This is a genomic window from Streptomyces sp. CoH27, from assembly GCF_020181035.1.
Classification (GTDB): Bacteria; Actinomycetota; Actinomycetes; order Streptomycetales; family Streptomycetaceae; genus Streptomyces; species Streptomyces camelliae.
The window spans coordinates 64,216-76,445 of sequence record NZ_JAIQYY010000024.1 but is presented as its reverse complement, the minus strand read 5'-3'; the positions used below and the strand labels follow the sequence as shown (position 1 = coordinate 76,445).

The window sequence follows — 12,230 nt, the reverse complement described above, 5'->3', positions numbered from 1 at the left end:
TGGCTCCCGAGTACGAGGGCGGCGCTACGACGTCCGTCCTTACGCGGAACCTTCCGGCGTCGGTGCCGTCGCGGCGGCAGCCGGTGCGGCCATGAGGGCCCCGGTTGCCTCGCGGTCGGGCGCGAGCGGGTCGGTCACCGTGCCGGTCTCTTCATCGAGCAGCCCCTGCGCCAGCCTGGTCACCGCTGCGGGGACCGGCGGCGCCAGGTCGGCCACGGCGCGGAGACCGGACAGGACGTCGTCGGGTCGTACGGCAGGCGTCACGTGCCGAACAACCAGCCGCAGTATCGCACAGGGCTGGTCGCTCGGCCTATCAGCCTGCGAACTGTGTGTTTCTGTTGTTTCCAGGCTCACCACGGCCGGGCGGGCATCGAAGGTGCGCACACCGTTCTTGGTCATGCGCTGCACCTCGACGGTCTCGGCCCCGTTGAAGGCCTCGACCGCGCGCCCGGCGTCGGCGGGGTCCACGCCGTCCAGCCGCAGCTCCCATACGGAGGCCGTCAGCCGGTCGGCGAGGCCCGAGGTCCGCGCCTCGACCGCGTCGACGATGTCGAGCCCGGTGGGCAGCGACTCGTCGAGCAGAACCCTCAGCTTCTCCGGATCCCGCGCCTGGGTGAGCGCGATCTCCAGATACTCCGCCTCACTGCCCGTGCCGGTGGGTGCGGCATTGGCATACGACACCTTCGGGTGCGGCGTGAACCCGGCCGAGTACGCCATGGGCACCTCGGCGCGGCGCAGCGCACGCTCGAAGGCGCGCTGGAAGTCTCGGTGGCTGGTGAACCTCAGGCGGCCGCGCTTGGTGTAGCGCAGTCGGATGCGCTGCACCGCGGGTGCGGGCGGCGGGCCTTCGGGCTGTCGCTTGCCCAGTGTCCTAGTCCTTCGTGAGAGCGGTCGTACTGCTACCAAGAGTACGTGCAGCGGGCTCCTGAGGTTCCCGCCGGTCCACCGCGACCGGTCGCCGGGGTTCGCCGAACAGCATCCGCCGTACGTCGGCCCGGGCCTGCCGGACCACGTCCCGCGCGCTGGTCAACGCGCCGCGGACGGCCCGTCCCACCGCACGCGCGCCCTGGGCGGCGGGCCGCAGGACGACATCGCGGACGACGTGCCCGACGGGCGTGAGAATGCTCCGATACACCCAGCGCACGGGCTCCACGAAGATCCACCGGAAGAAGGCCGCGAGCACCCGCCCGACCGCCCGCAAAATCCGCCCGGCGATCCGCCACCCGTGCCCGAGGGCCTCCCCCACCTCCCGCGCGACAACGGCGAGCACCCGCCCGACAGGCGTGAGCACCCAGCGCCACAGCGTGAGGGCGGGCAGTACGAACAGCACGCGCAGCACCCAGTACAGGGCGAGGCCGATGCCGGTGGCGAGGGGTGCGAGGACCCAGGTGTAGAGCCACCGCGCGGGCACGACGAACAGATACCGGCCCAGCCAGGCGAGGGCGCGCCCGACGGGGGTGAGCACGTACCGGTAGAGCCACTGGGCCGGTACGACGACGAGTACGCGCGCGAGCAGGCCGATCACCGTGCCGACAGGCACGAGCACATACCGCCAGAGAGCCACGACGGGCCGGACGAACAGGACCCGCCCGGCCCACGCCAGGGCCCGCCCGAGCGGTCGCAGGAGGGCGTCCAGCAGAATCCGTCCGGCGACGACGAGCACGTCCCACACCATCCGCACCGGCACGACCAGCACGAGTACGACGATCCGCACGGGGACACGGATCGCGACGACAAGACACCCTTCGGGCTGCCGGGGCTGGGGCGACGGCTTCTGCGGTTCCATGCCTGTCAGGACGCCCCCCGCCCCGGCTGCGGATTCCGCTCCCGGGTTGCGATGGCGTCACGGCGGCTCAGCGCTCAGCGGGTCTCGATGACCACCGAATCGATGCGGACGTCGTTCACGGGCCGGTCCGTCCGCGGGTTGGTCGGCGTCCCCACGATGGCGTCGACGACCTTCTTGCTGTTGTCGTCGGCCACCTCCCCGAAGATGGTGTGCTTGCCGGTGAGCCAGGTGGTCGGGCCCACGGTGATGAAGAACTGGGACCCGTTCGTCCCCGGCCCGGCGTTGGCCATGGCCAGCAGGTAGGGCTTGGTGAAGGCCAGGTCGGGATGGAATTCGTCGGCGAACGTGTACCCCGGCCCGCCCGTGCCATTGCCCAGCGGGTCGCCGCCCTGGATCATGAAGCCGTTGATGACCCGGTGGAAGACCGTGCCGTCGTACAGCCGGTCCGTGGTCCTTTGGCCCGTCTCGGGATGGACCCACTCCCGCTCGCCCTTCGCCAGTTCGACGAAGTTCTTCACCGTCTTCGGCGCATGGTCCGGGAAGAGCCGGATCACGATGTCACCCTGACTGGTCTTCAGCGTCGCGTACAGCTGCTCTGCCACGTCATGCCCTCTCTGCCTGGTCGTCACATGATCGTGACACGAGCCCGTGTGCCGTATCCGCAGTTGACGGCACGCACGACGGCATTACCGCCGAACGAGTGACTCGTGCTCCGGGGCTGGACCATGACGGTGCGTCAGGGGCGTCTGGGGGTGGGTTCCGGGTGATCCCTGATGGCTGGGGAGCCGGGGTGCCGGATTCTCGTGGGTATGACCTTCGAGCCGATTTCCGCCCGCCCTACGACCGCCTCCCGGGCGCCCAGGCGACGCCGCCGGGCATGGGCCGTGCTGACGTCCGCCGCTGCCACGGCCGTGCTCGTCGGTGCGGCAGCGCCGGCGCCGGCCATGCCTGCCCCGCATCCGGCGTCCGCACGCCGGTCCGGGGTCTCCTCGCTGCCCGAGCTGAACGCCCAGGCCCTTCAGCAGGCGATCTCCAGCGCACCGAGCCGAGTGACCGGCGTGCTGGCCCGGGTCCGCGGACCGGCCGGGCACTGGACGGGGACGTACGGGGTGGCCGACACCACGACACGGCAGCCGGTTCCGGTCGACGGCCGGTTCCGTCTGGGCAGCGTCACCAAGACCTTCATCGCCACGGTGATGCTGCGGCTTTCCGCCGAACACCGCGTCGACCTCGACCAGCCTGTCCAGCACTACCTCCCGGGCACGCTGCCCGCCGACTATCCGCCGATCCCGGTGCGCACCCTGCTGAACTTCACCAGCAGCCTGCCCGAGCTGACCGCCGACGACCTGCCGTCCACGCCCGGGGCCATCGTCCAGCACCGCTTCGACGATCACCCACTGTCCGAGCTGGTCGCCAAGGCCGTCCGGCACGACCGGCCGTTCAAAGAGCCGGGCAGCATGCAGGTCTACGGGGCCACCGGCTACTACGTGGCCACGATGCTCGTCGAAAAGATCACCGGTCACAGCTACGAGGAGGAGATCACCCGCCGCATCCTGCGCCCGCTGCACCTGCGGGACACCACCGCCCCCGAGACCGACCCCACGATCCCCGGCCCCCACGCCCACGGCTACCTCGCGGTCCCTCAACCCGGCGGAGGAAGCGAACTGGCCGACGTCACCGAGCAGAATCCAGGCGCCGGCGGCATGATCTCCACCACCGCCGACCTCGACCGCTTCCTGACCGCCTTGTTCCGGGGCCGGCTCCTGGCACCGGCCCAGATGAAGGAACTGCTCACCGTCCCCGACAAGCCCTACCTGGGCGGCACCCGCAACGATCCGGGCCATGGCCGGGCCTACTACGGCGCGGGCCTGATGCGCGTCACGCTGCCCGCCAGTGACGGCCGCCAGGGCATAACCGTGTGGGGCAAGACGGGCAGCACCTACGGCTACACGGACGGCATGTTCACCACCCCTGACCTGCGCCGCCGCCTGACGTACTGCTTCAACCCCATCACCGGTGGAGGCAACGACATAGCCCTGGTCAACCAGATCCTCACCGCGGCCTACGCCCCGCCCCAGGTGAAACGGTAGCAATTCCGCTGCATCAACCGGCCCGTCAGGCGCCGCCGCTCTGCTGCACGTCCTGCTCGGTCCAGATGGTCTTGCCGGCGCGGGTGTAGCGCGTACCCCAGCGATGGGTCATCTGGGCGATGATGAACAAACCCCGTCCTCCCTCCTCATCGCTGGCGGCGTACCGCAGATTGGGCGAGGTGTGGCCGGTGTCGGAGACCTCGCAGATCAGGCTCCGATCGCGGATCAGGCGTACCTGGATCGGACCGCCGACGTAGCGAATGGCGTTGGTGACCAGTTCGCTGACGATGAGCTCCGTGGTGAACGCCAGATCGTCCAGCCCCCAGTCACCGAGCTGCTTGCCGGTGGCGGTGCGGATGGCGGCCACCGCCGCCGGGTCCGGGGCGACCGCCCACTCGGCGAACCGGTTCCGGTCGAGCAGCCGCGTGCGGACCAGGAGCAGTGTCGCGTCCACGTCCACCGCCCCGGGCAGCAGGGTGGTCACCGCCCTGTCGCACAGCGCCTCCAGGGACGCCCAGTCGCCGGCCAGGACGCGGGACAGCTGCGCGAGCCCGGCGTCACGGTCGTCGGCCGCCTGGAGAAGGCCGGCTGTGAAGAGGACGAGGAGACTGCCCGGTGCGAGGTCCAGGTCCATGTTCTGGTAGGGCAGGCCGCCGATTCCCAGCGGCGGCCCGACGGGCAGCTCCGGATAGTCGACGACACCCGTGTGCGCCTGGACGACCGCCAGCACGGGCTCCCCGGCCCGCGCGAGGCTGCACTTCCCCGAGACGGGGTCGTACACCGCGTACAGGCAGCTCACGCCGAGGGCCGCGTCGGCGCGCGGCTTCCGATGGCCCGGGCCTCGGCCGGCTGCTCCGGCCTCGTGCGTCTGCTCCACCAGGTCGGCCAGGCGGGACAGCAGCTCGTCCGGGCTCAGATCCAGCCGGGCCAGCACGCGCACCCCCGTACACAGGCGTCCCATGGTGGCCGCGGCACGCATGCCGTGACCGAGCACGTCCCCGACGACGAGGCCGACCCGGGTTCCCGACAGGGGAATGACGTCGTACCAGTCGCCGCCCACCCCGGACCCGCTGTCGGCGGGCAGGTAGCGGCTCGCCGAGTCGACGGCGGCGTGCTGCGGCAGGTGGCGCGGAAGCAGGCTCCGCTGGAGTTTGAGGGCCACGGTGTGGCCACGGGTGACCAGTGGCATCAGCAGGAGACCGATCAGCAGGGCGCCCAGGCCCAGGACGGTGACCCCGCCCGTCCTGCCGATCAGCGGGAGGTCGACGGCGGTCGTGCCGTACTCGGGGTTCGCGTAGACGACGAAGGCGGCGTAGAGGAACAGCAAGGCCATGATCAGCCCGCCGAGCCCCGGCAGTACGCCCTTGAAAACCAGGTCCTTGGCGCTGCGGGTGAGGACCTTGCGGTGGTACCAGAGGCAGGCGAAGCCGGTCACTCCGTACTGGAACGCGATCGCGAGACCGACCGAGTCGATCGAGTCGGCCAGGATGTTCCGGCTGTACGACGCCAACAGGACGAACACGGCGACCGAGACCGCTCCCATGCCGATCGTGCCCCAGGTCGGAGTGAGAAACCTGCGGTGGACCCGGGCGAACCGGGAGGGGAGCGCCTTGTGGACCGCCATGGAGAAGACGGTCCTGGCGAGGGGCAGGATGGTGGTCTCGGCGGAGGCCAGCGCGGAGGTCAGCACCATCAGGATCAGCAGTCTCGACAGAAGCAACCCGGTGTTGTCGCTCCCGAACACGGCCTCCCCCAGCCCGGAGAGCACATCGTCCGAGTTGTGCGCGTTGCCGAGCCCGATACCCGAGGTGCCGACGCCGGCGAACGCCTGTGCCGAAGTGGACACCAGGCCGTAGATGACCAGGAGCAGCAGGGTGGACGTGACCGCGGCACGCCCGGGGATGCGCGTACTGTCGATGGTTTCCTCGTTGACCGAGAACGCGGTGTCCCAGCCCCAGTAGATGAAGACCCCTGCGAGGACGCCCGAGGTCAGGGCCCGTGCCGAGGGCACCTCGAACGGGTTGAACCAGGAGGCGGAAACATGGATCGCCGTCGGGGGCGGGTCGGTGTAGACCCTGACCAGCGCCGCGACGGCGAAGAGGATCAGCATCACCGCTTCCAGGCAGAGCAGCCAGCGCTGGACGGTCACCGAGAACTCGATGCCGACGTAGCAGATCGCGGTCAGCACGGCGATCCAGACGATGCCCGCCATGGTGGTCCACAGCCGGTTCTCCGCCAGTCCGTCCAGGCCCACCAGCCGGAAGCCGTAGGCAGCGGCGATGTGGGCGAGGTTCGCCATGACGACGATGTCGGCGACGATGAGGCCCCAGCCGCCCATCCAGCCGACGCGCGGTCCGAAGGCGCGGGTGGCCCAGGTGAAGGTGGTTCCGCAGTCGGCGTTGCTCGCGTTCAACTCCCGGAAGGCATACGCGACCAGGAGCATCGGGATGAACGCCAGCATGGTGACGATCGGGGCCTGCAGTCCGACCCCCGCCACGATGACGCCCAGCGTGGCGGCCATGCTGTACGCCGGGCCTGCGGAGGCGAGACCCATGGCCACCGAGGAGAACATGCCCAGGGCGTCGCTCTTGAGCCCCTTCCGGCCGGCCCCCGGCCCGGGAGCGGGGCGATCGGCGGGCACGGCGCCGCCAAAGTGCCTCACACTTGATTGCAACGCCGGGCACTTGCCTCCGCAACAGCGCGGGGAGGCAGCGCCACCGCCGGACAGCGCGGAGGGCGGGCGCCGACGCCACGGGCAACTGACGCTCGGCACCCTCGGCGCGTGCGGCACCGGCCGTGCACAGCAGCCACAGCAGCCGCATCAGCTCAAGGGATCCGAAGAAGAGCGCCGTCGGCAGGACGTGACGTACCCGCTGCGCGTACGCCTCGGAGTAACCCTCGGCGACATCGCCGGTGAAGACCACCGGAACCGGCGGAGCCGACTCGGCTGCCGCCCGGATCAGCTCCGACCCGGCTCGGCCGACACCCCGTCCCAGGTGAACCGGTAGCGGTTCCGCTCCCGGTCGAACGTGACACCGATGTCGACGCTGCCGACGCCGTAGTTCTGCTGCAGGCACTCGATGACAGCATTCTGCGCGCCTCATGCGGGGGATCGTCCACGGGCCGGACGTCAAGGGTGACGCGGGCGACGAGCCCCCACGGACCGCTGCACCTCTCGTACATGTACGTGACTGCCACGAGTGGGCCTCTCCCAGGTGTCCGGCTTGCGCGACAGCCGCGTCTTCTGGCGCAGGGTGATCCGCCCCAGAGCGTCGTGCTCGTAGCGGACGTTCCCGGCGCGGGTGATGCGGGTGCCGGTGGGACGCGCTCGCCGGTGGCCTCCTGTCCGGGGTGCGGGGCGGGGCAGGAGGCCGGGTGGCGCTGTCACCCTTCGCCGTGGTCGCTGATCACCCGGAAGCTTCCCACGACACCGTCGTCACCGAAGGCGGCCCACTGGTCGAACATGCCCTCGTGGCCGAATACGCCCTCGTGGCCGGTACGGGTCACAGTGCCGTAGGTGTCGCCGTGGGGGCCCACGGTGGTGACCGGAGCGCCGTTGTCGCAGGTGTAGCCCCGGAAGACCTCGACGGTCCTGCGGCTGTCATTGAAAACACTGAAGCTGCTGGAGCCGGTCGCAGTGATACAGCCATCGGCGGAGGCGGAGTACGTACGTTCGTTGAAGTAGATCTTTCCGTCTGTCTCATGGCCGTAGTCGCGTCCACCACCTTCGCGGCCCTCGTTCTTCTCTCCGCCTGCGCTCCTGCCGCCCACGGGAGCCGCGGGAGGAGCGGCTCGGTGCGCCGGCCGGGCCGCGTGGTGGACAGCAGGGGACGCGGGGGTTGATCCGAGGGCCGAGGCGTAGGTGATGCCGGCGGCCACCAGGACGGTCACGCCTACTCCCGTGCCGACCACAGCAAAGGTACGCGGAGACATGTCGCTTCTCTCTGTCGCACGGACGTCGGCCGGGCGACCGACCTGCGACGAACGTACCGACAGCCCCGATCACCGGCATTTCGGGCAAGTCTCTGGTGTGACGGCTCGCGTCCGAACGGGTATCGGGCAGCGCCCAGGAACGTGACGTTGAAGACGGTGGCCGCCCGCGGGACGGGGGCCATGCTTGCGCCACGTCCGTGGCCCAGCGGCGCAGCAGCAGGGCGCAGCAGCAGTCCGACGGCGAACGGGACGAGCGCGATGAAGGAGGCCGAAGGGAGGCTGAAAGTTGCGCCGAGGCCCCGGCCGAGCAGCGGAATGACCACCATGTCGGCAACCAGCGCCGGCGACAGCAGCGGTACGTCGGTGAGGACGCCGCACAGCGCCGGCGCCTTCGGACGGGACCGCGTCGCGCGTTGCCGTCCTGTCAGTCGTGAAGGTCGCCGAGCCAGCGCAGCGCGCTCAGGCTCGGCAGGAAGCAGTATTCGCCGCCCCGGGTGACGACGAACTGCGGCAGTGCGGCAAGGCGCCGTCGCAGCGGCCGGCGCGGAATGGTGAAGCCGGTGACACCGTCCTGGGACCCGGTGACGGGGTCCTTGGCGCTGCCCGCGCCGAAGAAGACGCTGTCGTTCATCCACTCCGACTGGACGAACTCGAACTGCCGGCCCAGGTGCGCACCGATGAAAGCGAACATCAGTCCGCGGTCGGCACCGTCGTCCTCCATGACGCCTTCGGGCAGGGGCGGTCCGTAGACGGCACCCCGTCTGATCATGCGGTGCAGCCGCACCTCTCCGGCCACCGAGGCGTCACGGGGGTTGGCGCGGCGGATATGACAGCCGCCGGGTGTGGTGAAGCCCGCCGGGTCGTCACGCTCGTACAGGAACGTGTTACGGCGGTGCGGGTCGGCCCCGAGCCGGGGATCGTCCGACTGCGACGCCAGCGCCAAGGGGGCTCCGCTGCGCCAGCGCCCCATGATCTTGGCGGCGATCAGTTCCTCGTCCGCGGGGTCGGTGGCGTTGTCCCTCAGGTAACGCCGGAATTCGGCGACCTTCTGGTGCAGTTTACGGAAGACGGCGTAACTGCCGTTGCGCCCCAGTACGGGTGGCTGCGGTGTCTGGGTGCCGCCGAGCTCGTCCGGGTAGCCGAGAACGAACTCGCCCGCCTTCAGGGGGATTTCCAGCTGGTTGGATCCGGCGATGCCGCTGCCTTCGACGGCGGGATGGCTGACACCGTCCAGGTAGCCGAAGTGCTCCTTCTCGGTGGGCAGGGCGAAACAGTCCTGCCGCCAGATCGCTGTCACGCCCGGGAGGCGGTCGTAGGCCGGGCGCGACCGGTCGACAGCTGCCTGCAGGTGCAGCGGGTCGGGCGCGACCGCTGCGATCACCACGTGGACGTCGGGGCTGCCCAGCGGTGTCTCCCAGTGCTCCGGGGCGCTCGCGCCCTCATCGCCCAGGGCTTTGGCGCGGGCAGCCATCCCCTGGCGGAACTCCCACGCGAAGGTGTCCAGAGACGCATCCGGCACGCCGAGTGCCGCCAGGCCGGAACAGGTCACCGCGACACTGACCCAGGTCTCCCCCAGCGGGCTGACCGGGTCCGTCACGGACGTCACCGCCGCGGCTGACCTGCGCATCAACTCCCGTCCCTGGGCCCGGTCGTCGATGCGGAAGGCGAGGTAGGCCGCGGCGTAGGGAGTCGGTCTGGGGCTGAGCACCCCGCGCTGAATGTCGTCCAGTTCCAGCTCGACGTCCGTGGCCTCGCTCATGGCCGGCCTCCCTCAGGTGCTCCTCGCGGCACTACTTCGAGACGAGGTTGCGCCAGAAATTCCGCAGGCTGTCGTCGCCGCCGAACAAGGTGCTGAAGATCGTCGAGTCCGCCAGCAGCACGTCGGCCGCCCGGTCACCGCTCGGAGGCATCCACAGGAACATGTTGAACTCGGTGTTGCCCGCTTCGGTGAAGGGATGCGGCCGGGAGGTGTCGATCGGCTGCCTGGCCAGCACGTGGACGGCATCCGGCTCGTCGCTGGTGACGTCGTAGTGCGGCAGATGCATATGGAAGTTGAAGGTGCTCACCCCGTCCAGCCAGCCCTTGGCGTCCAGGTCCCTGGCCGTGGACAGGGGAGCGATCCGGTTGCCCTCACGCGTCGCGGGGCGCAGGCCGTAGCGGTTCATGACCGGCACGTCCAGGCCCTTCATCACGTCCCTGACGTACGTGGCGAACCGCTGCTGCCGCGGGACCAGCGGATCCCCGTGGTGGCGGTACTCCATCTCCCGTACGGACAGATCGTCCGACGCACCCACATCGTGGTGCGGCCCCAGGACGAGGCGGGCGTCCTCCCGGGCGATGAAGGCCCGCAGGGCCTCGATCTCTCCCGGCTGAGCCTCCTGACCGGTGACCATGTGGTCCAGCCCGAACACGAACAGGACGTCCGTGTCGGCCAGCACCCGTTCATCGAGGGGCGTGTGGAAGCCCGCCTGGTCGACGCGCTGGTACACCGGGACGGGATGCCCGGTCACCTCCTCGACGAACTCCTGGAACGGCACCCAGGCGCGGAAGAACAGCTCCAGAGAGCCCGCGATGCCCTGCAGGAACCGACCGGGATCCGACCACTGCGGATCTTCGTAGGCCGGCCACGCCACCCGCCTGACCTCGGTCATCGTGGAGAAGCGGTTGTCCAGCCCGGCCACGTCCCGGCCCGCCTCGGCCGGATAGCTCCACGAGACGTAGATACTCACCCGGCGCCGATCGGGGGTGTACTCCCGCGGGACGTGGTTCTGGTTGTACGTCCGCGCCGTCCTGGCTTCGCTCATCTCAGCAAGCCCTCACTGAAGCTGGTCGAGCATGTCCGACAGGGCGCTCTTGATCCGCAGAGCCTTCTTGATCTCGTCTGCCGACACGTACGGATACTCTCCGTACTCGATGAAGCTCGGACACTGATGCTCACGTACGAACCTGACGAACGCCTCGGGATTGGTCCGCCAGTCCTCGGGAAACCCTTCGAGGTTCTCGAAGACCGTGGTCACCCCCGCCTTCCTGAACAGTGCGATGGCGTCCTCGGTGTACTTGTCGAAATCGGTGTCGAAGATCCCCTGATACATGAACCGCGTGTCGTCGTCGAAGAGCACCCAGCGCAAGTAGTGCAGCTTCAGCGGCGCGAGCAGATACGGATCTTGCTCCAGCGCCCTGGCCAGCGTGTAGCCGTACTCACGTACCGCGTCGGCTCGGCCCGGCTTGACGTTCGCGATCACCGTGAACCCGTAGCACGCCGGGGTCTTCGGGAAGACGGGCCCATACTTCCCCTGTTCGAGATGCCCGGTCTCCTTGGGGATGACGGCTGCCTGCGGCTTGATCTCCATGCCTGCTCCTCCCGCCAACCCGTGGTCGGAACCCGCTCATATCGTCCCACGCAGCCTCTGAATGTTCCTGGTGAGCGGCACGCTGCCGAACGCCGATGGGCCCCGCTCCCAACCGGGGAGGAGGCCCAATCGTCGTGCCCGAGCCGCGAACTGACCCTCAGACCCACTCCACCTCGGAGACGATCTGCGAGCCGCCGCCTCCAGGGCCGGCAGCGGCGTCCGAGAGCTGCCAGCGGTGGTGAGCTGTGCCGAAAGGGTTCAGCATGAAGGGGGCAGCGGTATCACCAGCCACACGGTGATCACGCGATTGGACTGGTCATCGTCACGATTCAGAGCGCCATCCCTGCTGCCTGAGCTGGTTGCCTCGCTGGACGCTTTCGCCCGCAACCCGAGGCTGGCCACCGGCAAGCTGTACGCCCTCGCCGGAGCTGCATACACCTACAGCCCTGCGCCCACCGCCGCCCCGGCGGCATGGGTTCTGGCGCTGCACTACACCGCTCCGAAGGTCTACGCCCCCGGCCGGATCGCCGTCGACGCCAAGGGCAACATCTGGGCCGCCAACAACTGGCTGCCCGGGACGCGAAACCCCAGCCCCTATGTCACCGTGCAGGACCCCGTGGGCAGCCCGATTTTCAACAGCCCCATCAGCGGTGGCGGTATGAAGGCGGGCGCCTGGGGCCTCGCCATCGACCACCAAGGCTCCGTCTGGGTGCCCAGGTACGCCGACGACGCCATGGCGAAATACTCGCCGTCCGGGAAACCGCTGTCGCCCAGCACGGGCTTCAAGAACGGCGACCTGAACCACCCCCAGGGCACTGCGGTCGACCAGAAGGGCACCATCTGGATCGCCAACTTCTACGGCCTCAAGGGCAAGGGAAGCGCGATCGTCCACCGTTCCTAGAGACTGAGCGGGAGTGAGTCCTGTTCCCAGGACTCGTGCTCAGCCGGACGCCCCGAACGGTGTTGGGCGTCCTGGTCCACCGCGTTCGCTCCGCGCCCGGCGCGCACGGATCGTGTCCGTGGTCCGGGGACGCGGGGGCGGTTTCCCTCGCACCCCAGGGAGCCCGGTCG

At 69.6% G+C, this 12,230-nt stretch carries 10 protein-coding genes; 2 read left to right on the top strand and 8 right to left on the bottom strand.

Annotation, left to right across the window (positions count from 1 at the left end):
* Positions 1–39 precede the first annotated feature (39 nt).
* From LE548_RS34240 to LE548_RS34230, 3 genes are all read right to left on the bottom strand, one after another.
* The gene (locus LE548_RS34240; protein WP_225100916.1) at positions 40–825 is read right to left on the bottom strand and encodes a TIGR03936 family radical SAM-associated protein; all 786 of its coding nucleotides are present in this window, start codon (positions 823–825) and stop codon (positions 40–42) included.
* Positions 826–871: 46 nt separating this feature from the next.
* Positions 872–1,786, bottom strand: a complete 915-nt coding sequence (locus LE548_RS34235) for a hypothetical protein (protein ID WP_225100915.1) — start codon at positions 1,784–1,786, stop codon at positions 872–874.
* Between the two features lie 74 nt (positions 1,787–1,860).
* Positions 1,861–2,388 carry a peptidylprolyl isomerase gene (locus LE548_RS34230; RefSeq protein WP_225100914.1) on the bottom strand — a complete coding sequence of 176 codons (528 nt, stop codon included), beginning with the start codon at positions 2,386–2,388 and terminating at the stop codon, positions 1,861–1,863.
* A gap of 207 nt (positions 2,389–2,595) precedes the next feature.
* On the opposite strand from LE548_RS34230, the gene LE548_RS34225 reads away from it, so the two are divergent.
* Positions 2,596–3,876, top strand: a complete 1,281-nt coding sequence (locus LE548_RS34225) for a serine hydrolase (RefSeq protein ID WP_225100913.1) — start codon at positions 2,596–2,598, stop codon at positions 3,874–3,876.
* 25 nt (positions 3,877–3,901) lie between these two features.
* Here LE548_RS34225 and LE548_RS34220 read toward each other — a convergent pair whose 3' ends face one another.
* From LE548_RS34220 to LE548_RS34200, 5 genes are all read right to left on the bottom strand, one after another.
* Positions 3,902–6,517 carry an amino acid permease gene (locus LE548_RS34220; RefSeq protein ID WP_225100912.1) on the bottom strand — a complete coding sequence of 872 codons (2,616 nt, stop codon included), beginning with the start codon at positions 6,515–6,517 and terminating at the stop codon, positions 3,902–3,904.
* Between the two features lie 743 nt (positions 6,518–7,260).
* A complete protein-coding gene (locus tag LE548_RS34215) occupies positions 7,261–7,809 on the bottom strand; it encodes a hypothetical protein (protein ID WP_225100911.1) in 549 nt (182 codons plus the stop codon).
* A 424-nt stretch (positions 7,810–8,233) separates the two neighbouring features.
* Complete coding sequence (locus tag LE548_RS34210) at positions 8,234–9,568, bottom strand: Dyp-type peroxidase (RefSeq protein ID WP_225100910.1); 1,335 nt, start codon at positions 9,566–9,568, stop codon at positions 8,234–8,236.
* Positions 9,569–9,599: 31 nt separating this feature from the next.
* Complete coding sequence (locus tag LE548_RS34205; protein ID WP_225100909.1) at positions 9,600–10,613, bottom strand: hypothetical protein; 1,014 nt, start codon at positions 10,611–10,613, stop codon at positions 9,600–9,602.
* 12 nt (positions 10,614–10,625) lie between these two features.
* Positions 10,626–11,159, bottom strand: coding sequence for a hypothetical protein (locus LE548_RS34200; protein ID WP_225100908.1), 534 nt, complete (start codon positions 11,157–11,159; stop codon positions 10,626–10,628).
* A 295-nt stretch (positions 11,160–11,454) separates the two neighbouring features.
* Here LE548_RS34200 and LE548_RS34195 point away from each other — a divergent pair, with 295 nt between their 5' ends.
* Positions 11,455–12,060, top strand: coding sequence for a hypothetical protein (locus tag LE548_RS34195; RefSeq protein ID WP_225100907.1), 606 nt, complete (start codon positions 11,455–11,457; stop codon positions 12,058–12,060).
* Positions 12,061–12,230 lie beyond the last annotated feature (170 nt).